Source organism: Streptomyces sp. 2A115 (genome assembly GCF_052245575.1).
GTDB lineage: Bacteria > Actinomycetota > Actinomycetes > Streptomycetales > Streptomycetaceae > Streptomyces.
This window is the reverse complement of record NZ_JBQQCG010000097.1, coordinates 16,717-42,142: the sequence shown is the minus strand read 5'-3', so window position 1 is coordinate 42,142 and position 25,426 is coordinate 16,717. Positions and strand designations below refer to the sequence as shown.

General features: G+C 68.0%; 23 protein-coding genes, 1 tRNA gene and 2 pseudogenes. 13 read left to right on the top strand and 13 right to left on the bottom strand.

Annotated elements, in window-relative coordinates; genetic code table 11:
• The first annotated feature begins 211 nt into the window (after positions 1 to 211).
• Positions 212 to 1,225, top strand: a complete 1,014-nt coding sequence (locus tag ACTWQR_RS47635; protein WP_443233577.1) for an NAD-dependent epimerase/dehydratase family protein — start codon at positions 212 to 214, stop codon at positions 1,223 to 1,225.
• Here the strand turns inward: ACTWQR_RS47635 and ACTWQR_RS47630 are convergent, their stop codons facing one another.
• The gene (locus tag ACTWQR_RS47630; RefSeq protein ID WP_443233576.1) at positions 1,226 to 2,554 is read right to left on the bottom strand and encodes a DNA-binding protein; all 1,329 of its coding nucleotides are present in this window, start codon (positions 2,552 to 2,554) and stop codon (positions 1,226 to 1,228) included. It lies immediately after the preceding gene.
• Between the two features lie 268 nt (positions 2,555 to 2,822).
• Here ACTWQR_RS47630 and ACTWQR_RS47625 point away from each other — a divergent pair, with 268 nt between their 5' ends.
• The 7 genes from ACTWQR_RS47625 (at position 2,823) to ACTWQR_RS47595 (ending at position 9,891) form a co-directional block, all read left to right on the top strand.
• Entirely contained in the window at positions 2,823 to 3,365 is a 543-nt protein-coding gene (locus ACTWQR_RS47625; protein ID WP_443233575.1) for an ATP-binding protein, read from the top strand.
• A gap of 236 nt (positions 3,366 to 3,601) precedes the next feature.
• Positions 3,602 to 3,916, top strand: coding sequence for a hypothetical protein (locus ACTWQR_RS47620; protein ID WP_443233574.1), 315 nt, complete (start codon positions 3,602 to 3,604; stop codon positions 3,914 to 3,916).
• 801 nt (positions 3,917 to 4,717) lie between these two features.
• Positions 4,718 to 5,641 (top strand): zinc-dependent metalloprotease, encoded by a 924-nt coding sequence (locus ACTWQR_RS47615; protein ID WP_443233573.1) that lies wholly within the window; start codon positions 4,718 to 4,720, stop codon positions 5,639 to 5,641.
• Between the two features lie 6 nt (positions 5,642 to 5,647).
• A complete protein-coding gene (locus tag ACTWQR_RS47610; RefSeq protein WP_443233572.1) occupies positions 5,648 to 6,736 on the top strand; it encodes a D-alanine--D-alanine ligase family protein in 1,089 nt (362 codons plus the stop codon).
• A 23-nt stretch (positions 6,737 to 6,759) separates the two neighbouring features.
• Positions 6,760 to 7,758 carry a threonine/serine dehydratase gene (locus ACTWQR_RS47605; protein ID WP_443233571.1) on the top strand — a complete coding sequence of 333 codons (999 nt, stop codon included), beginning with the start codon at positions 6,760 to 6,762 and terminating at the stop codon, positions 7,756 to 7,758.
• The gene (locus ACTWQR_RS47600) at positions 7,736 to 8,470 is read left to right on the top strand and encodes a C39 family peptidase (protein ID WP_443233570.1); all 735 of its coding nucleotides are present in this window, start codon (positions 7,736 to 7,738) and stop codon (positions 8,468 to 8,470) included. Before ACTWQR_RS47605 ends, ACTWQR_RS47600 begins: the two co-directional genes overlap by 23 nt.
• Before the next feature lie 23 nt (positions 8,471 to 8,493).
• Entirely contained in the window at positions 8,494 to 9,891 is a 1,398-nt protein-coding gene (locus ACTWQR_RS47595) for a UDP-N-acetylmuramoyl-tripeptide--D-alanyl-D-alanine ligase (protein ID WP_443233569.1), read from the top strand.
• On the opposite strand, the gene ACTWQR_RS47590 is transcribed toward ACTWQR_RS47595, so the two are convergent.
• The gene (locus ACTWQR_RS47590; RefSeq protein ID WP_443233568.1) at positions 9,888 to 11,336 is read right to left on the bottom strand and encodes a UDP-N-acetylmuramate--L-alanine ligase; all 1,449 of its coding nucleotides are present in this window, start codon (positions 11,334 to 11,336) and stop codon (positions 9,888 to 9,890) included. The genes ACTWQR_RS47595 and ACTWQR_RS47590 overlap by 4 nt on opposite strands.
• A gap of 182 nt (positions 11,337 to 11,518) precedes the next feature.
• Between ACTWQR_RS47590 and ACTWQR_RS47585 the strand changes: the two genes are divergently transcribed.
• Positions 11,519 to 11,974, top strand: coding sequence for a hypothetical protein (locus ACTWQR_RS47585; RefSeq protein ID WP_443233567.1), 456 nt, complete (start codon positions 11,519 to 11,521; stop codon positions 11,972 to 11,974).
• A gap of 68 nt (positions 11,975 to 12,042) precedes the next feature.
• Entirely contained in the window at positions 12,043 to 12,366 is a 324-nt protein-coding gene (locus tag ACTWQR_RS47580) for a hypothetical protein (protein ID WP_443233566.1), read from the top strand.
• Between the two features lie 216 nt (positions 12,367 to 12,582).
• Here ACTWQR_RS47580 and ACTWQR_RS47575 read toward each other — a convergent pair.
• Positions 12,583 to 14,139: pseudogene (locus ACTWQR_RS47575) on the bottom strand (glycoside hydrolase family 13 protein); the annotation flags it as partial.
• Here ACTWQR_RS47575 and ACTWQR_RS47570 point away from each other — a divergent pair.
• Positions 14,139 to 14,778, top strand: a pseudogene (locus ACTWQR_RS47570) (IS256 family transposase); the annotation flags it as partial. The pseudogenes ACTWQR_RS47575 and ACTWQR_RS47570 sit on opposite strands and share 1 nt — an antisense overlap.
• A 53-nt stretch (positions 14,779 to 14,831) precedes the next feature.
• Here ACTWQR_RS47570 and ACTWQR_RS47565 read toward each other — a convergent pair.
• From ACTWQR_RS47565 to ACTWQR_RS47545, 5 genes are all read right to left on the bottom strand, one after another.
• Entirely contained in the window at positions 14,832 to 15,758 is a 927-nt protein-coding gene (locus tag ACTWQR_RS47565) for a hypothetical protein (RefSeq protein WP_443233565.1), read from the bottom strand.
• Positions 15,759 to 16,011: 253 nt separating this feature from the next.
• A complete protein-coding gene (locus ACTWQR_RS47560) occupies positions 16,012 to 16,623 on the bottom strand; it encodes a hypothetical protein (protein WP_443233564.1) in 612 nt (203 codons plus the stop codon).
• Between the two features lie 902 nt (positions 16,624 to 17,525).
• On the bottom strand, positions 17,526 to 18,263 hold the full coding sequence (locus ACTWQR_RS47555) for a DUF2637 domain-containing protein (protein WP_443233563.1): 738 nt from the start codon (positions 18,261 to 18,263) through the stop codon (positions 17,526 to 17,528).
• Entirely contained in the window at positions 18,256 to 19,215 is a 960-nt protein-coding gene (locus ACTWQR_RS47550) for a tyrosine-type recombinase/integrase (RefSeq protein WP_443233562.1), read from the bottom strand. The genes ACTWQR_RS47555 and ACTWQR_RS47550 overlap by 8 nt, the downstream gene beginning before the upstream one ends.
• 117 nt (positions 19,216 to 19,332) lie before the next feature.
• Positions 19,333 to 19,406, bottom strand: a tRNA-Pro gene (locus tag ACTWQR_RS47545).
• Between the two features lie 70 nt (positions 19,407 to 19,476).
• On the opposite strand from ACTWQR_RS47545, the gene ACTWQR_RS47540 reads away from it, so the two are divergent.
• Entirely contained in the window at positions 19,477 to 19,884 is a 408-nt protein-coding gene (locus ACTWQR_RS47540) for a nuclear transport factor 2 family protein (protein ID WP_443233561.1), read from the top strand.
• Between the two features lie 195 nt (positions 19,885 to 20,079).
• Positions 20,080 to 20,505 (top strand): excalibur calcium-binding domain-containing protein, encoded by a 426-nt coding sequence (locus tag ACTWQR_RS47535; protein ID WP_443233560.1) that lies wholly within the window; start codon positions 20,080 to 20,082, stop codon positions 20,503 to 20,505.
• A 56-nt stretch (positions 20,506 to 20,561) separates the two neighbouring features.
• Here the strand turns inward: ACTWQR_RS47535 and ACTWQR_RS47530 are convergent, their stop codons facing one another.
• From ACTWQR_RS47530 to ACTWQR_RS47510, 5 genes are all read right to left on the bottom strand, one after another.
• Positions 20,562 to 21,374, bottom strand: coding sequence for a MurR/RpiR family transcriptional regulator (locus ACTWQR_RS47530; RefSeq protein WP_443233581.1), 813 nt, complete (start codon positions 21,372 to 21,374; stop codon positions 20,562 to 20,564).
• Positions 21,375 to 21,665: 291 nt separating this feature from the next.
• Positions 21,666 to 22,589 (bottom strand): glycine betaine ABC transporter substrate-binding protein, encoded by a 924-nt coding sequence (locus tag ACTWQR_RS47525; protein ID WP_443233580.1) that lies wholly within the window; start codon positions 22,587 to 22,589, stop codon positions 21,666 to 21,668.
• Positions 22,590 to 22,672: 83 nt separating this feature from the next.
• Positions 22,673 to 23,362 (bottom strand): ABC transporter permease, encoded by a 690-nt coding sequence (locus tag ACTWQR_RS47520; RefSeq protein ID WP_443233559.1) that lies wholly within the window; start codon positions 23,360 to 23,362, stop codon positions 22,673 to 22,675.
• Positions 23,359 to 24,024 carry an ABC transporter permease gene (locus tag ACTWQR_RS47515; RefSeq protein ID WP_443233558.1) on the bottom strand — a complete coding sequence of 222 codons (666 nt, stop codon included), beginning with the start codon at positions 24,022 to 24,024 and terminating at the stop codon, positions 23,359 to 23,361. The genes ACTWQR_RS47520 and ACTWQR_RS47515 overlap by 4 nt, the downstream gene beginning before the upstream one ends.
• Positions 24,021 to 25,340 carry an ABC transporter ATP-binding protein gene (locus ACTWQR_RS47510; protein ID WP_443233557.1) on the bottom strand — a complete coding sequence of 440 codons (1,320 nt, stop codon included), beginning with the start codon at positions 25,338 to 25,340 and terminating at the stop codon, positions 24,021 to 24,023. The genes ACTWQR_RS47515 and ACTWQR_RS47510 overlap by 4 nt, the downstream gene beginning before the upstream one ends.
• Between the last annotated feature and the right edge of the window lie 86 nt (positions 25,341 to 25,426).

Below are 25,426 nucleotides of genomic sequence, written 5' to 3'. Positions count from 1 at the left end.
CAGCGGCCGTTCTTTCGTGCTTCGTTACTCGACATCTCGAAGCGTGAAGAACGGCCGCGTCACGTGCCGCCGGTTTCCGAGGATCTCAGCAGGTCGAGTGACCTGCGACGTTAAACGCCAAGCTGAGGATCACCATGAGTCTGAGCAGACCGCGCTGAGGAGTCGCCTGCCCCGCTTCCGCTATCGGGCCTTGGCGGGCACGATCAGGTACATGAGGCTTTTGATTATGGGCGGAACGTGGTTTCTGGGCAGGTGCATCGCTGAGGGGGCGATCGCCCGAGGGTGGTCGGTGACCACGTTCAACCGGGGCCGCTCAGCGGAAGACATCGCAGGGGCGGAGACGGTACGTGGCGACCGAACTGTGCCCGGCGACATCCACGGCCTGGCCGAGCACGGACCGTGGGACGCGGTGATCGACACCTCCAGCTCGGATCTCGCGCCGCGTGACGTCCTGCTCGCCTCGACGGTCCTTCGCGAGAAGGTTGCGCGATGGGTGCACATCTCCACGGTCTCCGTCTACGCCGGCTGGCCTCACCAGCACCTCACCGACAACTCGGCGCTCCTGGAATGCCCGTCAGACGCTGATGAGACGTACGGCTACACAGGCGAGGACGGAAGTCCTACCAAGTACGGGTTCCAGAAGGCCGGCGGGGAACGAGCGGTACTCGAAGCGTTCGGCGAGCGAGCTGTCTTCTTGCGCCCGGGCGTGATCCTCGGCCCTGGGGAGTACGTCGGCCGCCTGCCGTGGTGGCTGACCAGGACCAAACAGGGGGGACCCATCCTGGCTCCCGCTCCAGCCGACCGGCGCATCCAACCCGTCGACGTCCGCGATGTGGCGGTCTTCGCCTTGGACCAGGCCGCAGCTACGGGCAGCGGCGGTTACAACGTCACCCATCCGGAAGGGATCACCTTCGGCGACTTCCTGAGGGAGTGCGTGTCCGTGACGAGCAGCGTGGGGTCTTTGGAGTGGGTGCAGCCGGAGATCTTGGCGGAGAAGGGGGTGGCCCAATGGACCGAGCTGCCCTTGTGGCGTACGCACGCAGGCGTGTGGTCGGTTGATTCCAGTCGAGCGGCAGCTGCCGGTCTGCGATGCCGACCGATCACGGAGACGATCCGAGACACATGGGCGTGGTTGGCTGACGAGGGGCGTCCCGTGGACCACCCAAGGTGGGGGGCACACGGGATCGCGGCGGAGAAGGAGGCGAAGATCCTCGCCTCGTTGTGATCAGGCTTCTAGAGCAAGCAGTCCTACGTGCGGACCGAGCCGGTACGGCGGGGAGACGCGTGTGAAGTCCTCGATGCGCTCACACAATTGCCGAGGGAGCTGAGCTCCGTGGTACGTGGGTTGAGAAAGGTGCAGGCGCACTCGAGCCGTGCGTACCACGATGCCGGTCATGCGCTCGTCACCGGGGATGTCCCATACCGGCTCCAGTGCCTCGGCCGCGCCTTCGACGTCGTTGGACGCAAGGCGTGCCAGGGCAAGGTCGGCGGCTGCGCTGCCCAGGACGTGCGTGGACTGCGCTTCCTGCGGCTTCTGGGCGAGAAGCACGAGCGCGCGGCGTGCTGAGGCTTCGGCTTGGCCGCTGTCTCCGATGAGGAGTGCTGTAGTGCTGTTGGACATGGCCAACCGCTCGGCAGAGAAGCCGAACTCTCCGCCCACCGTGTCGTGTAGATCGTCACGCTGGTCGCGGCCCGCCTCCTCGGAGAGACGGATTGCGTGCTGCGCGGATTCCACGTCGCCCAGGTGAGCGTAGGCGCGGCCTTGGATCGCGTACAGGCGATGCCGCGCAACGTCACCAAGACCGCCGTGCACGAGAGCACGATTGGCCTTGGCCACAGCCTCGGTGGTCTCACCTGTGTGGTACGCGATATAGGCCAGGGCACCGTCAGCGAACGCCTGCAACGGGTCAAACCTCGAGGTCTCCGCGTACATCGCAGCGGTCCGAGCGAAGCTCCTCGCGCTCGTGAGGTAGCCCAAGTTGAATGCGGCCGCCGACAACAGTGCCGTTACCTGGCCGTTCAGGATCAGTAGCTGCTGTTGCTGCGCAGGGACCTGCGTCCTGTCCCGTTGACGCTCTACTTCCTGCCGTAGCGCGTCGGCCTTATCGAACGCCTTCAGCGGGGTGATGCTGTGGTACCCCCGGGCGAGGGTCACCACTTGGTCGCGGATCTCGTCAATGGTGTTGTCGGAGATGGAGGCCGTAGCGGTCGCATCGGCGCTCTCATGGGCTTCACGTGCGGTCATTTGGATTCGTTCTTCCAGGTTGTACGCGGGTGCCTGGGGATCGACGGCCGTGGACGGGGGCCCGAACAGCTGGTCCGCGGTATAGCCGGGGAACATGGCCTCAAGAATCTCGCAGGTCTCGGCGCTGGGCAGGCCCACGAGCCTGCCGCCAGTCCAGCGCCGGAACTGGCTCTCACCGCAGGTCGGGTTGTCTGGGCTCCTGCCAAAGAGCTTGACCCCGATGTCGGTGAACTCCTTGTTGAACCGGCGGTAGGACGTTTTGTCCCGATCGACCAGCCACTTCAGCAGTGTCTTCGGCCCATCGCCCATATCGCCCCCAGTGTTCGGTGCCGCCGTCCTGCGGCGTGCCTGCGGATCGATCCCTTCCTGGGAAGGGGATACCGCCAAGCAGCGCCGTCACAACAAGGCCTGGATAGAAGCCATTTCAAAGCTACCCCGAGGCCACTCCTGTCGCTCAGAAGTGGTCCAGAGGCCACCCATTGAGACATGGCGGAGCTACCTGGGCCGGGGGAACGCTGAGCGCCAACCTTCGCTGAGAGTGCAAGTCCGAGCACAATCGTGAACCAGGGAGTCCCCCATGCCGCCCAGACCTGACGGAACAACCAGCTTGATGGAAGCGCCGTCGCGTCGACCTCAGCATGGGCCCACGGACGTAATCCCGTCCTTCGACGTCGCGATCCTCGCTGAGCCATCTCGCGTTGAGCTCGCACGGCGCATCGCGACAGCATGGTTGAGGCACGTCTGCCGGATGCCGGCTCCCCGGGTGGAAGCTCTTCGCAGCGTGGTCTCGGAGCTGTGCACGAACGCAATCCTGTACGGCGAAGCCGGGTCGATCGGGCTCCGAGGCCGGATGCAATCGCATGACCGGGTCCGCCTCGAGGTCCTCGACTGGTCGCCCTCGGCCGTTCCTTCGCCACAGCCGGTCGGCCCGGAGGCAGAAGGCGGGCGCGGACTGTTGCTGGTTGACCTTCTTGTCGCGGACCTTGGCGGCACCTGGGGTTTCAGCAAGGACGGCACCGTCTCCTGGTGCGAGGTTCCCATCCACGCTCGACGCCGACACTCGCCCCCGCCCACGGCTCCCTCATCGACCCCGGAGATCCCCCGATGTCCTCGTCCGTAGCGCGATTCCCAGCGCGCTCAGCTCAACCGGAGGCCCCGTCCGAAGCCTCGGCGGCCAGCGAGCAGGAAGACTGCGCGGTCCTGATTCCGCTACCCATTCCCATCCCTGAGGACCCGGTGTGGGCGTGGACGACGTCCTTCGACGCGACTCCGCAAGCCAGCCGGACAGCACGCATCCAACTGCGGTGGCGCCTGACCGCCGCGAGCTGTTTCGCGCATATCCACTCAGCAACCGAGGTGCTCAGCAAGCTCGTTGACAACGCCGTCCAGCACTCGGACACGTACACAGGCGACAAGATCAGGGTGCGCGTGTTCATCCTCCGGACGAACGAACTCCTTCTTGAAGTGAGCGACAAGCGCAAGGACTTCCCGAACTTCCACGAGGCGATCAGCTGGGAGCCTGACCTGAATGGGCGTCCTCGGGGCCTGTGGTGGGCGCGCTACTTCGGAGCTCGTATCTCCTACGGCCCCGCAACGGACAACGACGGAGGGACCCTCCCGGGCAAGTCCGTCACAGCCCTGCTCCCGCCCACTCAGGCGGTGCCGGAGTGATGGCGACACAGCTCCCTCGCCGCGACGTTGACCCGGGCCGGGAGATACCGCCCGCGGAGGCAGTTCGGTTCGAGCCTCGCGCCTTCACGATCCGGCCTGACGAGGTCAACCGCGAATTTGCTGATCTCGGCACTCGTGTCAGAGGCCTCCAGGACCTGCAGCATGGGAGCCCCCTTCAACTCCCGCTGGGCGGAAACCTGTTCGATGCTGTGATCACCGCGAACGGCCCCGACGCGTGCTCAGTCGTGAACGCACTAGACGAAGTGCAGCGCGAAGACGGCGGCCCGGTCGATGCCTGCGGCCCGGTCTTCGAGGACCCCGCACGGTCGTTGTTTGTATGGCTGGTCGCGCCTGGCACGAGTGACCGGTGGCAGCCGCACCGGTACGCCGCGTGTCTGGGCCGGCCTCGCCAGGTCGTGTTGCCGCCGCTGGACCAGACGAGACCGCCCGGCGCGTACTGGCTGCGGCCGTTTCGGCGCGACCGGATCGTGCCCCCGGCCCCTCTGCGGGAGTTGCTCGACCATTTCCGCCCCGGGCCCGTGCCTCACGAAACGCTCCTCGGAGCGGCGTCGAGCGCAACCTTCTGATCTCCGCGCGCGACGACGGTGATCACCTCGGACCCGTCGTCGCGCGCGGGCACCACACCCCGCCGTCGAGGCCTGGCCTTGGCTCCCCGCTCGGCGGCGGGGGCGCGACATGCAGCACAAGACCCCCCTTCGCTCCCCGGGGCATGACGGTGGCCCGGGGAGCGAAGGGCCCAACCACACCGACCAGACCAACCACTTCTTGACAGGACCACCAGTGACCGTATTCACCATTCTCGCCGCCACCCGCCGCCACTCCGACCTGGGCGAACGGATCTCTGCGATCCTGCATACGGTGGCCCCGATAGTGGAGGAGACCACCAGTCTCTGTCTCCCGCCGGAGGTCCGTTTCCGCCTGGTGACCCCGACGATGTGGCGGGACGAGTTCCGGCAGAACCGGGAGCGCGCCCTGGCCCGCGACGTCGCCGACCTGGTGGATCTACCCGAGGAGATCAACCGCGTACGTGCCGCTCTCAAGGTCACCAGTGTTGTCCCGGTCCTGGTCTGGCCCTTGATGCTCGCCATCACCGTGAAGGCTGCCGACGGCCAGAGCGAGACGATCATCGCACCCCGGGCCCTGCACCACGGCGGGGTGGCCGACGAGCCCCTTCTCCACCAGGTGGTTGCTCATGAGCTGGTCCACCAGCTGCAAGCCGAGGCCCGGAGCGGCGTGGTGTGGCGAACCTACTTCGCCCGCCTGAGGGAGATCAGGCCGAACGGCGTCGTGGCCATCGCCGAGGGACACGCCCAATGGGCCGACCAGCAGGTCACGGAGCGGTTATTCGGTGAGCCGACCGATCACCGCACGCAGGCCCGGCGGTCCTTGCGCTACCGGCTCCACGAGCGTACCCCGCGCATCCGCCGACTCCGCCCGCCCCGCGCACTGTACGAGCAGGGAGCCCGCCTCATCGCACACACCGTCGAAGTGGGCGGCACCGACCTGGTCAATCGGGTGTGGAAGGACGCAACTCTGCTGCCCACCGACGGGGAGATCGCCGACCCCGATGCCTGGACCGACCGCCTCTCCGGACGACAGGAACGCATCGGGACGGAGCAAAACGGATCCGGTGGTCAGGGCTGTGTCCACTGTGGCACCACCACGGGTGGCTGTACCGACCCGAATCGCCACGGCCTGATGTAAGGCCGTGTGTCCCGCCCGGACCCGGGGCTCTGCGTCGAGCCTGCCGGACGGCAGATCGACCCCCTCAGCCGCTATCTCGGCCCCGACGCGGCAGCGTTCGCCGAGCAGAACCTGGAGATCACCATGCGCATCGCCCCCTTCCGCCCAGACGAGTTCACCCAACCCGTTGCCGTGGTCACCGGTGGCTGGTCACAGGAGCGCGATCGTTCCCTCCTGTCCGGCACCACCGTCGCCGACACCCTGGCGGACATGGGCATCAAGACCCGCTCCCTCGACCTCGCGGAACGCGAGGAGCTGCTCGATGGTCTGGACGGCGTCGGCGTGGCGTTCCTCGCCATTGCAGGCCGCGGAGCGGAAGACGGCCGTCTGCAAGGGCTACTGGAGACGCTCGGCGTCCCCTACACCGGCTCCGGCGTACTGGCCTCCGCCGTCGGCATGAACAAGCTCCACTCGAAGACGTTAGTCGCGGCCGCCGGCGGCCGTGTTCCCAGAGGGGTCAGGATCGCCCCTACGGCTACGGCCGAAGACGAGGCCGCACGCATCGAGCAACTCGTCGGCCTGCCAGTGATCGTGAAACCGGTCAGTGAAGGCGGCTCGATCGGGTTGCAGGTGGCCACGACCGTGGAAAGTCTCGCCGTCGCGCTTCTGGACGTCGCCGAGGGAGAGCTGATGGCGGAAGCGTTCCACCCGGGGCGGTCCGTGAGCGTCGGCGTCCTGGAGGACCCCCTCGGTGCTGTCCACGTGCTGCCGCCCCTGGAGGCCCAGACACCCAACGGCGTGTACTCGTACGCCGCGAAACGTGGCACCGCCGCGTGCGACTACCACTGCCCGGCGCGGGTCAGCCCCGAGACTCTGAAAGATCTACAGCGCCAGGCCGAGACTGCTCACCGAGGACTGCACTGCTCCTCGCACTCGCGGCACGACTTCGTCGTCAGCGATGACAATCAGGCGTGGTGGCTGGAGGCCAACACACTGCCCGGCCTGTCGCAAGGAGGGAACTTGGCCCGCATGGCGCGCGCCGACGGCATCTCGTACGAGGAACTGCTGCTGCACATCCTGCGCGGCGCGAACATCGACCGCCGCGCACGCCCGTAGAAGACGAGGCCCCTCCCGTGACGATGACGCTCACTCACGTCCTGCACGCCGTTGAGTCCCTGCGCGGTGTCACCGTACGCACGCCCATGCTCACCTCGACGGCCCTGGACCAGCAGGTGGGCCGCAGGGTGTGGGTGAAGGCGGAAAACCAACAGCTCACCGGCAGTTTCAAGGTGCGCGGCGCGTACAACGCGCTGACTGCTCTGGGCGCCAAGGACCGGCGTCGCGGTGTCATCGGCGCCTCCTCCGGCAACCACGCCGCCGCCCTCGCGATGGCTGCCCACCTGTACGAGGTGCCGGCCACCGTGGTCGTCCCCGAGGACGTGCCCGCCGTGAAGAGGCAGGCGATCGAGGCCCTCGGGGCGCGCATCGTCACCTACAACCGGTACACCGGCCGTCGCGAAGCCCTGGTCCACGAGCTGGCCCGCCGTCACGGCCTGGCGATCGTGCCCTCCGCGAACGACGAACGGGTCATCGCCGGGGCGGGCACGGTCGCCTGGGAGATGCTCCAGGAGGTCCCCAACCTGGTGGCGATTCTCGTACCCGTGGGCGGGGGCGGACTCGCAGCGGGCACCGCGCTCGCCGCGACCGGCCACGACCCGCAATTCCAGGTGTTCGGGGTCGAGCCGACCGTCGCCGACGACACCCACCGCTCCCTGCGCATCGGCCGCCGCATCCGCATCCCGCCGCCGGTCACCATCGCCGACGGGCTCGGCCACGCGGAGCCCGCCCGCATCCCCTTCGAGGTCAACCAGCGCCTGCTCACCGACATCATCACCGTCCCCGAGGACGCGATATCCGAGGCGATGGCCTACCTGTGGCACCACCTCCGCCTGGTGGCTGAGCCGTCCGGCGCGGTCGCGCTCGCCGGACTACTGCAGGCCACCGACCGCCTTCCGGATGGCCCGATCGGCGTGGTCGTCTCCGGCGGCAACGTCGGCTGGACCACGTACCGCACCCTGTTGGACATCGCCATGAACCGAATGGAGACCCCGCCCCATGCCGCCCCTGTGCTGCGCTGACACGCACACCCCCGCTCTCATCCACCATCCGGTGCCGATCGTCACCCAGTACGCCACCGCCGATCTGATCGGCCCGATCGCCTACGACGGGTACGACCCCGCCGATGACCCGAACTGGCAGATGACCGGCGCACCCTCCCAGGCGGCGTATGGCCGCTGGTGTCGCCACATGTGCGGTATCGCCTGCCTGCGCATGGCACTCCTGCACCGCGATGGCCAGGCGCCGAGCCTCTTCCAACTCCTGGCCGGCGCCCGCCAGTACGGCGGGTACGTCAAGCAAGACGACGGCACGGTGAAGGGCCTGATCTACGCGCCGTTCGCGACGTACGCGCACGACACCCACGACCTGCCGGTGACGGTGCACGGCACGCTCGACCTGGGCGAGCTCGTCGACCTGCTCGATTCGGGGCGCATGGTGATGGCCTCGGTCTCCAAGGAGATCCGCCGCCCCGAGACCGATCCTGAGCGGCGCGGCGGCCACCTCGTCCTCGCCATCGGCCGCCACAAGGACGACATCACGTTCCGCAACCCCTCCGGCCACACCCCGAACGCCCGCGAAGCCACCCTGCCCACGGGCCTGTTCGGCGACTTCTTCGGCGGCCGTGGCCTCTCACTCGAGCTGCGCCGTCCCCCACGGCACACCCCCACGCACGCCCCCGTCGTAACGGGCATTGCGTCCGCGGGACCGGTAGCGTCCACACCGATCACTTGACCAGGGAGAACACTGTGCAGCCCATGCTCTTGTCGACCATCGCCGAGGCCGTCGATGGACGGCTCGCCGACGCCCCCGACCCGCATGTCGTCGTCGACCAGCCAGCCGTGTTCGACTCGCGCGAAGCCAGGCCGGGCGCGCTGTTCATCGCGCTGTCGGGGAACACCGCCGACGGCCACGACTACGCTCATGCCGCCGTCAAGAACGGCGCCATCGCGGCCCTGACCACCCGCCCGGTCGGCGTCCCCTCCGTCGTCGTCGACGGCGACGTCCTGGCCGCCTTCGGGCGCCTGGGCCGCTACCTCGTGCGCCACACCCTCACGAACACACAGGTTGTGGCGATCACCGGCTCGGCGGGCAAGACCTCCACCAAGGACCTCATCGCCCAACTCCTGCCCGCCGCTGGGCCGACCGTGGCCACGCCGCAGTCCTTCAACAACGAGATCGGCCTGCCGCTGACCATCACCATGGCCGACCCGACCACCCGCTACCTGGTCCTGGAAATGGGCGCACGCGGCATCGGCCACATCCGCGACCTCACCCGCATCGCCCCGCCCCACATCAGCGTGGTCACCAACGTCGGCACCGCCCACGTCGGCGAGTTCGGCGGCCGCGACAACATCGCCCAAGCCAAGGGCGAGATCATCGAAGCCCTCCCCGGCGGCGGGCTCGCCGTCCTCAACGCCGACGACCCTCTTGTGCGCGCGATGGCCAACCGCACTCGCGCACGCATCGTCACCTACGGCCTGGCCCCGGAGGCCACCGTCCGCGCCGCCGACGTCACCCTCAACGAGCAGGGCCAGCCGTCCTACACCCTGCATACTCCCGAGGGCAGCGCCTACGTGCACCTGAAGTTCGTGGGCCGACCGCAGGTGCACAACAGCCTCGCCGCGGCTGCCGTCGCCCGCGAAGCCGGACTCCCCCTCGGCCAGATCGCCGAACTCCTGTCCGCCGCCACCACCCAGTCACCCTGGCGGATGGAGACCCACACCCGGGCCGACCACGTCACCATCGTCAACGACGCCTACAACGCCAACCCCGACTCGATGCGCTCCTCGCTCGACGCCCTCGCCGCCATGGCCCGCGGCCGCGACCAGCGCGCGATCGCCGTGCTCGGCCGGATGAACGAGCTGGGCGACGACGCACGGACCGCGCACGAGGACATCGGCCGCCACGCGGCCACGCTCAACCTGGACCAGGTCATCGTGGTGGGAGGGGACGAGGCCGGATGGATGCAGCAGGCCGCCAGCGACGCCGGGGCTCACGCCGTACACCTGCCCGATCAGGAGACCGCGCTGCAACTACTGCGCTCCACCCTCCAGCCCGGCGACGTCGTTCTCGTCAAGGCAAGCCGCGGGGTCCAGTTGCAGCAGCTCGCCCAGGCACTGCTGCAACCGGACCCCGGGACGGCGGGCGCCTAGACCGCCGCGGCGGCCAGCTCCACCAGCGCGGCCCTGAGCACCGGACCGGACTCGATCAGGTCACCGGTGCCGATGAGCACCACCACGTCGCCCGGCCGTGCCGCGTCAGCCGCCCAGACCACCGCCTCGGCCCGGGCCATCTCCACCGCCCGGACCGTGCCCCCGGCCTCGCGGACGAACCCGGACAGCGCCTGCAGCGACCTCTCCCGGACGCCGCGGGCGCTGCCCGTCAGCACCACCTCGTCGCAGCCGGCCAGCGCCGTCCCGAACTCGGCACCGAACGCGTCGAGCCGGACCTCGCCGGAGGGCTGGAACACCGCAAGTACCCGGCCCTGCCCGCCGACGAGGGTGCGTGCGGCCGCGAGATCCGCCGTCACCTCGTCGGGGTGGTGGGCATACGAGTCGTACACCCGCACCCCGGCCGCCTCACCGGCCGAAGTCATGCGCCGCCGCACACCCTCGAAGGAGCCCAGCTGCTCCACCGCCACGTCGCAGTCCTGGCCCAGCACGTGCAGGGCGGCCAGGGCCCCGGCGGCATTCAGCAACTGGTGCACGCCCGGCACCCGCACCGCCAGCTCGAACTCCAGCCAGCCCGGCCCGCACAGCACCGCCGTACTACGCCCGCCCGCGCTGACCACGTCCGCCAGCCGCCAGTCCGCCGACGCCGACACCCCGAACGTCACCATCCGCGGCCCGTCCCCGGCCATCACCAGACGGGACGCGAGCTCGCGGCAGCCGGGCGAGTCACCGTTGAGCACCAGCGTGCCGCCCGGCCGGATGCCGCGCACGCACGCCTCGTACGCGTCGACGTGATCGATCTGCGCGGCGTAGTTCTCCGGGTGGTCGTGCGTGACGTTCGTCAGGACCGCCACGTTCAGCACCATGCCGATGTGCGTACGGTCCGACTCGTCGATCTCCGCGACGAAGAACCCGCTCCCGCCCGCGCGGCCGCCGCTGGCCGGGCCCTCGAGGTCGGCACCCACCATGTACGACGGGCTCTGACCCATCCGGCTCAACGCGAACGCCAACATCCCGGCCGTACTCGACTTGCCGTGCGTCCCCAGCACGCCGATCGCCGTCCTGTCGGCCATCAGGGCGTTCAACGCCGCCGACCGGTGCACCACGGGCATGCCCCGCCGCCGCGCCTCGCGGATCTCCGCGTTGTCCTCACCGACGGCGTGCGTGAACACGACCGCGCTCGCATCCACCGGCACCTGCGCCTCGGCGTGCCCGGTGTGCACGGTGACGCCCAGACCGGCGAGCACCTCCAGTCCCTCGCTCGTCCGGGCATCGCTGCCGGAGACGGTGAATCCGCGCTCGGCACACACCCGCGCCACCGGCAGCATCCCCATGCCGCCGATACCGACGAAGTACGCCCGGCTCAGGTCGACCGGCAAGCCGGTCGACACACTCGGAGTGATCTTCGGGACTGCGGTTTCTGCCATGAAACAGCCTCCTCGGGAACGGCTCGCGCCGCCTCAACTCGCAACCAGCACCGCCTCGTTGGGCGACGCACGGCCACCGTCCCGCCCCGCCTCGTGTACCGTCTACGACCTGCGATGTTGCGAACGCCTTCGCAACACCACCCCACGCCTCAGCCCAGCCTCGTGCGCCCCACGGGCGCGCTATGAGCACTCCGAACTACCCGCTCGCCCTCGCCCTGGCCTGGGCCGGCTGGGGCAACAGCGAGACCGCCCGCCGCATCAACGCCCGCGCTCAACAAGAAGGTCACCGCAGCATCGCGGTCGACCGCTCCCGCGTGGGCCGATGGATCCGACACGGGGAGAAGCCCCGTCCGCCCGTTCCCGCACTGATGGCCGAACTCCTCACCGAGCGCCTGGGCCAGCCCTACACCCCAGAGTCGCTCGGCCTTGCCCCCGGCCGTCGCGTGCACGTCCTTCTCGACCCACTTGAACACGATGCCCTCATGGCGGTCGCCGCAGCCGCGAATATGCCGGTCGAGGCATACGTCCGCGCCCTGCTCCGCTCCGTCCTCGCCCCACACCACGAGACGGCCCGATCACCTCTTCTTCCAGGTCGACGCGCCCCGTCCCGGCGCGCAGACCGCTTCCAAGCGCAGTAAGGCGGGCTGCAGTCATCGACCTCGGGTTGCCCCGCGCTGTGATGGCGGTGCCGTCGAAATCAGGCCGGTTGCCGGAACTGGGGGGCGGCGACGCCCGCGCGGACACCCCCGCACCGGTCCCCTACCCGGCCGCCTGCCGGCCACAAGCCTGGTCAGCGGCAGCGGCCATCGCCCTCATGACCGCGCTGACCGGACTGGAGCCCGACGTACCCGCGGGCCGCCGCCTCCTCCTCCGCCCGACAGGCACACTCCCCGTCGGCGCACTGACCGTCACAGGACTCACCCTCGCCGGAGAACAACTCGACGTCGCCATGGGCACCGACGGCCGGATCGCATCGGTTAGGGCACCTGCGAGACTGATCGTCGAGGAACACACGGCGCCGCGCTCCTGAGGATCACGCCGGCAGACCGGTGCCACGACCGTTTCGCCGGAGTCAGCGGCGACTCGGCGGCGGACCTGCCGCCACAGGCAAGGCCCAGTTGCCCAGCCTGAGCAGCGAGGATTAGCCGTCTGCCTCGCCGGGGGGCTAGGGCCTGCCCGGCCAGCGGGGAGTGACACCGGACAGACCCTGGCTGATTGAGGGGCCGTTACACCCTGCTACGGGCTGCTATGCCCGGACCCAAGCTGCCTGGTCGGGTGCCAGCAGGCCGTCCTGGACGGGACTACTGGCCAGCAGGACCGAGGTGTGGTCGGGCAGCTGGTACGGCTCACCGGAGAGGTTGACCACGCAGACGAAGCCGGGGTCGCGGCTGAAGGCGAGGACTTCTGCGGGCGCGTCGAGCCAGGTCATGGTGCCGTCGCCAAGGGCGTCGTGCTCGCGGCGCAGCTTCAGGGCGGTGCGGTACAGCTCCAGCATCGAGGTCTCGTCGCCGGTCTGTGCCTCCACGGTGCACTCGCTCCAGTCCGCGGGCTGCGGCAGCCAGGGTGCGGCATAGGCGTCCTCGGGGCTGAAGCCGAACGGCTCCACTTGTCCGGACCAGGGGAGCGGGACGCGGCAGCCGTCGCGGCCCCGGTCGGTGTGGCCGGAGCGTTCCCAGATGGGGTCCTCCAGGACGGACTCGGGCAGGTCCTCGACTTCGGGCAGGCCGAGTTCGTCGCCCTGGTAAATGTAGGCGCCGCCGGGGAGAGTGAGCATCAGCAGGGCTGCGGCGCGGGCGCGGCGGGTGCCGAGTTCCAGGTCCGGGGGGCCTTGGGGCTGGTAGCGCTCGTTGGGCACCCACCGCGCAACCGTCTTGCGGGCGTAACGGCTGGTGTGGCGCATGACGTCGTGGTTGGACAGCACCCAGGTGGCCGGCGCGCCCACGGCCCCGAGCATGGCGAGGGAGTCGTCGATGACCGCGCGGAGGTCCTTGGCGTCCCAACTGGCCGTCAGGAAGTCGAAGTTGAACGCGGTGTGCAGGCCGCCGGGGCGGACGTAGGCGGCGAGGCGTTCGGGGGTGTCGGCCCAGGCTTCGGCGACGAAGGCCCGGTCGTCGGCGAATTCGTCGGCAACCGTGCGCCAGGTGCGGTAGATGTCGTGGACCTCGTCGCGGTCCCAGTGCGGGTGCGGGTGCGCGGTCTGTTCCGGTGCCAGGTCGGGCAGTCCGGGGTCCTTGATGAGTCCGTGGGCGACGTCGATGCGGAAGCCGTCGACGCCCCGGTCGAACCAGAACCGTAGGATCGACTCGAACTCGGCGTGCACGTCCGGGTGTTGCCAGTTGAGGTCCGGTTGTTCGGGGGCGTACAGGTGGAGGTACCAGTCGCCGTCGGGCAGCCTGGTCCACGCCGGGCCGCCGAAGGACGAGACCCAGTTGTTCGGGGGCTGGGCGCCGTCGGGGCCGCGGCCGGGCCGGAAGACGTAGCGGTCGCGCTCCGGGCTGCCGGGGCCTGCGTCCAGCGCCGCCTGGAACCAGGCGTGCTGGTCGGAGGTGTGGTTGGGCACGATGTCGGGGATGATGCGGATCCCGTGCTGGTGGGCTTCCTCGATGAGCCGCTCGGCGTCGGCGACCGTGCCGAACAGCGGGTCGATGGCCCGGAAGTCGGCCACGTCGTAACCGCCGTCCGCCATCGGGGCCTTGTACCAGGGGTTGATCCACAGGGCGTCCACGCCGAGCGACTTGAGGTAGGGCAGGCGGGTGCGAAGGCCGGCGATGTCGCCGACGCCGTCGCCGTCGGCGAAGCTGCGGCGACAGCGAGTCCAAGGCGTTCTGGACGAAGTTCCTGCGGTCCTTACGGGCCCGCGGCCTGGAGAATGTCCAGCTGGTCATCTCCGACAGCCACAGCGGACTGGTGGCCGCGATCCGCACCGTCTTCCTCGGCGCCGCCTGGCAAAGGTGCCGGGTTCACTTCGTGCGAGACGTCTTCAGCGTGATCGAGAAGGGTTCCGCGGAGATGGTCGCCGCCACCATCCGCACCATCTTCGCGCAGACCACCGCCGAGGCTGTCCGCACCCAGCTGGACGTGGTCGCCGACATGCTCGGACGACAGTTCCCCCAGGTCAAGACGATGCTGCTGGACGCTGCGACGGACATCACCGCGTTCGCGGACTTCCCGCCGGCCCACTGGAAGAAGATCTGGTCCACCAACCCGCTGGAGCGGCTGAACCGGGAGATCAAACGCAGGGCCGACGTCGTCCAGGTCTTCCCCAACCCCCGCGGCTCTGGACCGGCTCGCCGCCGCGGTCCTGGCCGAACTCCACGACGAGTGGCAGGTCTTCGACCGCCGCTACCTCTCCGAAGGCTCCATGGCCGAACTCTTCACCGCCAACCCAACCGAGGACGACCCGCAGCTTCCCCCGACCGAACCCAACCAACTCGGCCAGTGACTACACCACTGCAGGGCACATGACCCAGAGTTCAACGAGGAGAACCATGCAGATCACGCCTGATCACGGTTGCGGGAGCTGGTCTGCTTCTTCGGTCGCCGCTTGCTCGGCTTTCCACCCTTTAGTACGGCCTTTGGAGGCTTTACCTCGGTCGGCCCAGCCGACCTGCCACCCATGCGCGAGCTGGTCGCAAGAACTTCGTTAATGATCTGCTGCCGCACTTCCGTCGCACGCTCGGCATCTAGGCTTTCAGCGAGTCGTTCGGCCGTCAGATAGTAGCTGTTCAGAACGGGCTGATCGAAGTATCGGTTCAACTGGCCAACCGACTCTTTATACATGGCCAAATATGTTTTGGTGAGATAGCCAGACAGGAGAGTGGTGAACGCGGCGAGAGCACCGATGAACCAGCGGATCTCCTCCAATGGCACGTAAACCCCTCCGAAAGCAGCACACACCAGGAGGAACAATCCAACACCCATCGCCACCCGGGAAGACTTGAATGCCTTGTCGGCTTGCTCTGTAACAATCCGGTGGTAGGTGCCAATCTGCCCTTGGTTGAGTTCCATGAGGGTGGCCAATTCGGTGGCCTTCTTTAGCTTCTCTATAATATTGCGTTCATACTCCTTCTGCGCCTTCAAGGCTTCCGCGAAGCGCGCATTCTGATTCTTCATATACTGCCGTCGCGTGATCAGCCACGGAACGCCGACGGCGAGCAGGACGAAAGAGCTAAGAGCCAGGATGCCCACAATCCAGGCCACGGGCAGTTTCTCCGTGTCGCCCTGAAGTCTTTCTGAACCAGTCGATGAAGCAGTTAATAGAGTGGCAATGATGAAAATTGCATAGGTAGTGCACGCAACCCCTACAACAATGCCCAGCCTCCTGAAGCTGTTCGGCACCCCGGTGTACTCATTGACCTGAACGCCACGAAATGGTCCGCTAAAAGTTCCACCCCTGAAATCGAGGTGATCATCGTCAGTCATTTTAAGCCCCCTGATCAGCAGCGAGAGCCTAGCGCAAGACGGACGGCGAGGGACTCGGTTCCCGGCACAGGTGGCATCTAGCGCGGTGGCGTTGTGTTGCGCCCTCAAGCCGCCACTGTCGAACCGATCCTCTTGGCGGGTTAGGCAGGGCGCCATCTTGATCACCTTGCGTCAGAGTCATCGCGGACATGGAGGCACCGCACTTACCTCGGACAACTCCATCAACGCTCAGATGCCCAACTATCCGGCTAGATCACGGGCCTGTAGAGGGTGTGACACTTTGAAGGAGCCGGAGGCAGCCCTTACCAAATCCAGTGAGGATCCACTGTTCTTTGTCAGGTCCGCCCCCGCCGAATACGCCGATTGCGCCGTCAACAGCAAGCCCTTCGGCTACAAGCAGGGCAATCGACGCGTCCAAGACGTCATCAAAACCGGGGAGCTGCCCAAGTATCTCGGTCCTCGGCCAGCCCTGCCAGCGCCCATTCCCAGGGATGTCTCGCTGGGTGTCAGCGGGCCTCAGACGTGGTTGCCCGTTCAGCAGCGCCATGAGCTTGACTTCTTGCGCCTCAATTCTCGCGAGGGCGCGAACGCGAATCCGCTCCGCGTCAACTTTAGTGTCGTCCTGGACTCCACTGGCGAGACAGCGTCCCAGCGCGTAAATCTTGGCCTCCAGGGAGGTCTCCATAGCGGCTTGAACCGTTTCGGAAAGCAGGGCAAGCAGTTCAGGGCTGGTCTCTATCGTTTCAGAGAAGCGGTCGATGCTGGCATTGGCAATATCAGCCGCGACGACCAAGACTTGCGCCGCCTGCTCTTCCCTGCGCCTGACTATCAACCCAATCAACCGCCGCGCTGTCTCGCTGATCACTTCCTGCGTGATAGCACCAGCGACTGCGCCAACAGGCCCTGCCACGGCTCCGCCGACGATTGCTCCGCTTGCGCCGGCCGACAGTCTCACAGCCGCCTCAGCGGCTTGTCTTCCCCTCGACTCCTCTGCCACGCAAGTACCCTAGGACTCAGGGCACTTGGTCCGCTGGTGATCCACACTTTCGCCCCCCGGGGACTGCACAGGGGACGATTCCCTCGCTGCTGCCTTTTGCGTGTGAGGGGCGTGTGTATCGAAGAAGATCAGACACCCAGCAAGACTCCCCCGCAGGTCAGAGACCCAGATAGACATGGCATGAGCATGCTCTCCGGAGCCGTGTGCGCAGGTTCGAATCCTGCCGGGGGCTCGAACCTGTGCAGTTCCTGGGATGCTGCGGTGTCAGTTCCGAGCCATGGCAGTTCGAAGAGCGGCCTTAAAGCTGCCTTAAGCGCGTTATCGAAAGCCGTGAGCAGGCGACCCGAGCTGCGCTTTCGGTACCTTCCGGCCACGTGGCGAAGGCGGGGGTGTGCATCCAGGCGACGGCCTGGACCACGCGGGAAGAGACGCCGGCGCGCTGCCTGCAATAACGAGGGACGTGCAGGCCTTCATCCTGGCGAAGGTGTGCTCGACGCGGACCCGCATCTTGCGGTGGGCGGTATCGTCCGACTCCTCGCCCTTCAGCAGCCGCCGTCCGGGGCGGTTAGATCCTGCCTCAGCCATAAGTCGGCAGATCAGCAGCTACTAAGAAGTTACTAAGCCGCTACTAAGCCCCTTGCAGCAACCATCCAGTTGGCGTGACGCCGTGCCCTCCACGTGCCTTGGTCGGCGGCGATGAGCCTGAAACAGCCGACCGGCAGGCACTGCAGGCCACACGGCCCCGGTCTCCGCACGGCCTGCAGTTGCCCCTAGCGGGGCACAGCGTGGAGCCCGTTTGCGACTTCCGATGCGCTCCCTGCGCGTAGGACGGCGACCAGTGCGCGGGATCGTGCGGCGCCGATATGCAGGCGCTTGCGGAGCGTCTCAGCGGAGATCGGCCGCCGGTGGGTCTGCCAGTGCCGGGCATCTTCCGCCCGGGCGCGCTCGAGAAGATCCTGACCCTCGCCAGCCCGGACGGCAGGCTCGCCCGCCTGCACCCTGCGCAGCCGCCCGCCTGCGGGGCCAGGCCCGCCTGCCGGCGCACTCGGCGCATCGGTGGCGACAGCGCGGATACCGCTGATGGCCTGCAGCAGGCCGGGGCCGACCCCTGCCCAGCCGATCAGCAGGAGCGGGCCGACCGCGTCGAAGCCCGCCCGCCCGTACGCACCGACGAGCAGCGGTTCGGTGACGTTCAGGGCGAGGGTAAGCAGGCTGGACAGGAGCAGCAGCCTGCGGGCCGGGCGCAAGGCCGCGGCAGGGGCGTCATAGAGGGCGAGGTAGCGGATCGCCAGCAGTAGCGCCAGGACCGACAGGTCCACGGCCGGCGCGACAAGCGGGGCCACCCAGGCGGACACCCCCAGCCGCAAGGCCAAGGTCCACACATTGCCGAAACCGAAGAGGAAGGCCAGGCCCACCACCGCTCCCGCAATCACGGTGACAGCGCGGAAGGCCAACTGCTGCTCGCGCACCGCGCACCGCCGCACCGGCATCACTCCGGGCTCAGACATGATCACCAACCCCGATCCGCTGGTGGGTTTCCTGGGCCCGTTCGGCGGCGGCGCTGGCGCCATAGCGGCGGGGCATCTCCTGCGAGGTCCAGCCGAGCAGCAGCATCAGGTCGCCGGTGTCGGCGCCGGCGCGCTTCCATTCATGGGCGAAGGTGTGCCGCCACCGGTGCGCATGCACCTTGGCCAGCCCGGCCGCGAGGCCCCGCCGCTTGAGCATGATCTTGATGCCGTTGGGGGCCAGCGGCCGCATCCCCCGCTCGGCCAGCCACAGATCCGGCAGGTCGGCCGCCTTGTGCTTGGCGCGGGCCCGCAGATAGCGGCTGACGGCCCGCGCGGTCTTCGGCCCGAACCGCACGCGCCGGTCTTTGCTGCCCTTGCCGTGGTAGTGGACGGATTCGGTAGTCAGGTCGATGTCGTCGAGCATCAGGTTGCCGACTTCGGACAGGCGCGCTCCGGTGTTGCAGTACAGCCGGATGATCGCCTCGTCCCGCAACTGCACGAAATCCCTACCCTTGCAGGTGCCGAGGACCTTCGTGGTCTCCTCGTCACGGATGACCGGGACCAGCTTCTGCGGCATCTTCGGCTGCCGGACCCGCTCCATCGGCGACCGGTCGATCTCGCCCTCATCCAGCATCAGCCACTTGAAGAACTGCTGCAGCGCTTTGTGCTTGTTCAGCGCGGTCGACGCCGAACGCGTCTCGATCATCCACGCCTGGAACGCCTCGACGTGCGCTCGCGTGACGTCGACCGGATCCTCGGCCGCGTCATCGGCGTCCGGATCCGGCGCATACTCCCCCAGGTAGCGGCCCAACTGCGCGGCCGCCAGCAGATAGTTGTACCGGGTGGTCTCCGGATAGTTCCCCGACCGCAGTGAGCGGTCCCAGTCGCGCAGGAAGCCCGACCAAGTCGTCGACAGCTCCGCAGTGATCTTGTCCAGGTCCAGCAGCGGCATCCTCGCAAACCTCCGAGTAAAGGCGCCTATGAGCGGCGTGCTCAACCTCGAAGATCGGAAACGACCCATACGAAAAGGGCCCCCACAGGCTTTCACCTGCGAAGACCCTTCACACTGTCGGGACGACAGGATTTGAACCTGCGACCCCTTGACCCCCAGTCAAGTGCGCTACCAAGCTGCGCCACGTCCCGATGTGCCCGACCGTGGAGTTCCACGTGAACACGCAGGTAAACCCTACCGTACGTTGACGAGAGGACACTCATGCCGCTCAGCCTCGAAGACCGTACCGCCATCACCGAACTACTCTCGACGCACGGTCATTTGTTCGACGCTGGAGAACTGGATCGGCTGGACGAGCTGTTCACGGCTGACGTCATCTATGACATCAGCGATTTCGGACAGGAGCGGCCCTTGGCGGGAATCGCCGAGATCCGGGAAGCCTCGCTCGCTCTGGGGTCGGCGAATCCGGTCGGGCATCACGTCACGAACGTTGTCCTCGCCGAGTTGGACGAGGGACGCGTACGCGCCCTGTCCAAGGGGATCGGCATCAACGCGGACGGCACGAGCGGCAGCGTGACGTACGAGGACACAATCGTGGCCGGCGACGGAGGTTGGCGCATCAGCCACCGCAAGGTTCTCGCGCGAAGGGTTCCGTTGGGCGGCAAGTGAAGCGCCCCCACCCTCCATCCCCCACTCCGCACCACAACTGGCCCTTCACACTTTCATCACAGTTAGGCCACCAGTTGCCCATGCGGCCTGCCGTGCCCGGTCCGCCCCCATACGTTCGTCCCTTCTGGGCAAAACCTTGGGGGATTCGTGTCGCAACATCCGCACTGGGCTCCACAACCACAGCCACAACCGTCGGTGGGCCCGAGCCCGAAGTGGGCGCGCAAACGCTACGTACTGCCCGCCCTCGGTCTCGCCTTCTTCATCGGCATAGGCGCCGGCGCCGGTAGCGGAACCGACTCCGACCTCGCGGCAGCCAAGCCGAAGCCGGCCGTCACCGTCACTGCCACGGCGACCGCGACCGCGACGGAGACCGCCGAGCCGGAACCCGCCGCCACGGTCACTGTGCGGGCGACGAAGACCGTGAGGGCGACCGTCACGGCGCAGCCGGCCGCGGGCGGCGGTTCCGACGACGACAGCGGTTCCGGCGGGAGCGGCGGAGACGTGTACTACGCCAACTGCAGCGAGGCGCGCGCGGCCGGCGCCGCACCCGTGCATCTCGGGGAGCCCGGCTACGCCTCGCATCTGGACCGCGACGGGGACGGCGTCGGCTGCGACACCTGACCCTGGCTCTGCCCCTGTCCCGCCTGTCCTCCGGTCCGGTACGAGAGGTCAGACGCTCAGTTGACGAACAGTCCCCGTGCCGCCGCCCGCGCGTCGAACTCCTCCAAGCGGGCCTGAGCGTCCGGCAGACCGTCGCACATGGCCTCCAGGAGGACCTGGCCGAGCAGCATGGGGGCGCTCACCGTGTCGAAGACCAGGCCGGTGCCCACGGCGGCCGGGAGGAGCAGGTCGCTGTGGGCGGCCACCGGGGCGAACGTGCCGTCGGCGACGGTCACCACGGTCAGCCCTGTGCCACGGGCGTGGTCGAGCGCGTCGAGGACCTCGGTCGGATGGCGCGGCAGCGCGAAGCACAGGAGTGCGCTCGCGCCGGCGTGCCGGGCCGCGTCGATGCGGTCGGCGAGCAGTGAGCCGCCCTCGTCGAGCAGACGCACGTCGGGGTGCACCTTTGCAGCGAAGTAGGCGAAACCGCGTGCCTGGGCGGCGGAGGCGCGCAGTCCGAGCACCGGCAGCGGCCGGGAGGCGGCGAGCAGTCGGCCCGCGCGTTCCACGGGCCCGGGGTCGGCGAGCAGGGCCGCCAGATGACTCAGATTGTCGATCTCTGCCTGTACCGCTTGCTGATACTGGTTGGTCGACCGTCCGTCCGCGGCCGTACCGACGGGTGCGAGGTCCCGCAGGTGTCTGCGCAGCGCCGGATAACCGTCGAAGCCAAGGGTGACCGCGAAACGTGTCACCGACGGCTGACTCACCCCGGCCAGGTGCGCCAGTTCCACGCTCGACAGGAAAGGTGCGGCCGCCGGCTGCCGGACCAGGCAGTGGGCGATGCGGCGCTGCGTCGGCGTCAGCCGACGCCCCTCGAAGAGCTGGTGCAGCCGTGCGGACGCGCCGACCCCATGGGGCGTACCAACGTCAGTACCGCGGCCAGTACCAGTACCAGCACCAGGGCCACCGTCGACACCGACGTCGGCTCCGGCTCCGTCCGTATCGCTCACCTTGATCCCCCAGCCTGTCGTACGAGTCCCGAGCTCCCCCGCGTGGTGCCAGTAGTGCCAGGAGCGCTGGGGCGGACGGTGATCGTGCGGCCGAATCCACCACCGGCACCGTCCGCCCCGGACACGAATGCTCCAAACAGGTCCGGACAACCGGTCCGGACAACCGCCCGGTCAGCTCGCGAGGCCGGCCTTCGTCAGCCATTCCTCGGCGACGGCGCTGGCGTCCTCTTTGTCGTTGACGAGCTTCTTCATCATTTCCAGCAGGTCCTCGGTGGTGAGCTTGGCCGAGATGGCGTTGAGCGCCGACTTGGCCTCGTCGTTGACCGCGGACTTGTAGACGAGGGGCGTGACGTTCTGGGAGGAGAAGAGGTTCTTCGGGTCCTCCAGCACCACCAGCTTGTCCTCGATGATGGCGGGATCGGTGGTGTAGAGGTTCGCGGCCTGGACCGTGTCCTCCTTGAGCAGCTTCAGCAGTGTGCTCTGGGCACCCGCGTCGAGCGGCTGGAACTTCCCGAACTCGACTCCGTAGATCTTCTTCAGGCCGACCAGGCCCTGATTGCGGGTCTTGAACTCCGAGCCGCCGCCGATCGTCATGTCGCCCGCGACGGGCTTGAGGTCGGCGAGGGTCTTGAGGTTGTGCTTGGCGGCGATATCAGCGGTGACGGTGACCGAGTCCTTGTCCTCGGCCGCGGCGGAGTCGAGGATCTCCACCGACTTCGGCAGCTTCTGCTTCAGCTCGGCGTTGATCTCGTCGGTGGCCGTCGCGGTGCTCTTCGGGTCGACCGCCACCGCCAGCAGCGCGCCGTTGTACTCGGGGAAGACGCTGATGCCGCCCTTGACCACCTGGTCGTAGTAGACCTCGCGGGCTCCGATGTCGAATTTGCGGGTCACCTTCAGCCCCTTGTCCTCCAGGGCCTGGGCGTATATCTCCGCAAGCAGCTGGTTCTCGGGGAAGTTCGCCGAGCCGACGACGATGGCCTTGCCGTCGCCACTGTCGCCGCTGCTGCCCGTCAGCGGATTGCTGTCGTCGTCACTGCTGCCGCAGGCGGTCAGCGCGAGTGCGGTGACCAGGGCGAACGCGGCACCGCGGTACATGTTTCTCATGGGTGTTTCCTTTCTCAGGAGCTCTCAGGAGCCGTCACGAGCTATCAGGAACGCGAGCTCAGGAATTCAAATACTCAGGATCTGGTCGCCGAACCTTGCAGACCCGGCGAGACGATGACGCGCCGCAGCGCGGTGAAGAGAGCCTGGACGATGAGCGCCAGAATGACGACGACGGCGGATCCGCCGATGACCAGTTCGTAGTTGTTGCGGGCGAGTCCGTCCACGATGAAGCGGCCCAGACCGCCGAGACCCGGATACGCGGCGACGGTCGCCGTGGCCACCACCTGGATCGCGGCGACCCGCAGCCCGAGCAGGATCAGCGGCAGCGCCATCGGCACCTCGACCTTCAGCAGGACCTCCCACCCGGTCATGCCCATCCCCCGCGCGGCGTCCCTGGCGTCGGGGTCCACGCCCCGGACTCCCTCGAAGGTGTTGATGAGGATCGGCGGGACCGCCAGCGCGACCAGGGCGACCAGTACGGGCGTGGTGCTGAGCCCGGCGAGCGTGACGACCAGCACGACCAGGCCGAAGGTGGGGATGGCCCGCGCGAGGTTCGCCACGCTGGCGACGGCGAACGCGCCACGGCCGGTGTGCCCGACCAGCAGCCCGAGCGTCAGCCCGATCAGCGTGGCGAACAGCAGCGACAGGCCGCTGTAGGTGAGGTGCTCCAGGAGCCGGTTGGGGATGCCGTCGTCCCCCTTCCACTGCTGGGACGCCGTCAACCAGTCGCCTACGAGCTGGAGTTGGTTGAAGAGATCGTTCATGCCTTCGCCCCTTTTCCGCGGGCCCATGGGGTGAGCAGCCGCTGGGCGAGTACCAGCAGGGCGTCGGTGGCGAGGGCGAGCAGCATGATCAGTACGGTCGCGGTGATGATCGGGGTCGGGAAGTCGAGCTGGAGGCCACGGGTGATGTAGTAGCCGAGACCTCCCTGGCCGATCAGCTGCCCCACGGCGACCAGGCTGATGGACGAGACCGCGGCGACCCGCACGCCGGCGACGACGACGGGTACGGCGATCGGAAGTTCGACCTGGACGACACGGCGCACCGTGCCGAATCCCATCGCGGTGGCCGCCTGCCGTACCGGTTCGGGGACCGACGCCAGCCCGTCCACGACATTGGGTATGAGGACCGACAACGTGTAGAGCGTCAGCGGGATCATCACCGTACGTTCGGTCAGCCCCGTGTACCGGACGAAGATCATGAACAGGGCCAGTGACGGGATCGAGTACAGGATGTTGGACGCCGTCAGAGTCGGCGGGTAGAGCCATCGCCAGCGGTGGCAGAGCATGCCCAGGGGCACGGAGATGATCAGTCCGAACAGCACCGGCAGGAGTCCCAGCCGCAGATGGACACCCGTGTAGTCGGCCAGCTCGCCGAGATGATCGCCGATCCATGCCCACCGGATCAGCGGTTCGCCGTCTCTCATCGCTCGCCACCGCCCGCGCTGCCGGTGGCCGCGTCATCCGTGGCCGCGTCATCCGTGGCCGTGTCATCCGTGGCCGCTTCCGCCTCGGCCGCTCCCACCTTGGCCGCCTCGGCCGCCGAGTCTTCGACGGCCTCCGCCTCCGCCTTGGCCACGTCGGCCTCGACCGCCTCGTCGCCGACCGCTTCCGTACCCGCCGCCTCGGTCTTGACCGCCTCCGTCTTGACCGCACCGTCTCCCGCCATCGCGGCGGACAGTTCGTACGCGTCCGCGACACCCATGACCGCGCCTTCCGCGTTCACCCCCACCGCGAGGCGGGAGGGCGACAGGAGCGCCGAGTCGAGGGCGGCCCGCGCCGAGTCGAGGGCGAGGCTGAAGGTGTGGCCGAGCGGTATCAGGGTCGCGTCGGCGAGCGTGCCGCCGTCCGGCAGGTCGGCGACGGCGGCCCAGCCCAGCGGTCGCCGGTCGGCGTCGACGACGAGCACCCAGGGCTCGTCGGCCGCGCGGGCCTGCGCCGTCGGGGAGGTCGCCGACAGCACCAGACCGTCGCGCAGCGGCAGATCGGCCGCCTTGACGAAGGACAGCCGGCGGATGCCACGGTCCTGGCCCACGAAATCGGCCACGAAGTCGTCGGCGGGGTGCGCGAGCAGACGCTCCGGAGTGTCGAACTGCGCCAGCTTGCCCCCGGTACGGAACACCGCGATATTGTCGCCGAGTTTGATCGCCTCGTCGATGTCATGGGTGACGAACACGATCGTCTTGTGCAGCTCCTTCTGCAGCCTGATGAACTCCGCCTGCAGCTCGCCTCGCACGATGGGGTCGACCGCGCTGAACGGCTCGTCCATCAGCAGCACCGGCGGGTCGGCGCCCAGCGCCCTGGCCACCCCGACGCGCTGCTGCTGTCCGCCGGAGAGCTGGTACGGGTAGCGCTTGCCCATCTCGTTCGGCAGCCCCACCAGCTCCAGCAGCTCAGCCGCCCGCGACCGGGCCTTCTTCCGGCCCCAGCCGAGCAGCAGGGGCACGGTCGCGATGTTGTCCAGGACGGTCCGGTGCGGAAAGAGCCCGGCGTGCTGGATGACATAGCCGATGCCACGGCGTAGCTCGGGGGCGGCGACCTCCCGGATGTTCTGGCCGCGCAGGCTCACCGTCCCGGCCGTCGGATCCACCATGCGGTTGACCATGCGCAAAGTCGTGGTCTTGCCGCAGCCGGAGGGACCGACCAGGACCGTGATGCCGCCCTCGGCCAGCTCCAGGGACAGGTTGTCCACGGCGGTGGTGCCGTTGGGATAATTTTTGCTCACTGCGTCGAATCTGATCAAGGCTGCCCCTTACCCGGCTGCATATCTTCATGCAGAGTTGTGGGTGGCTGAATGAGAGTCAATGTTCTTACGTAAAGGGCACGTTA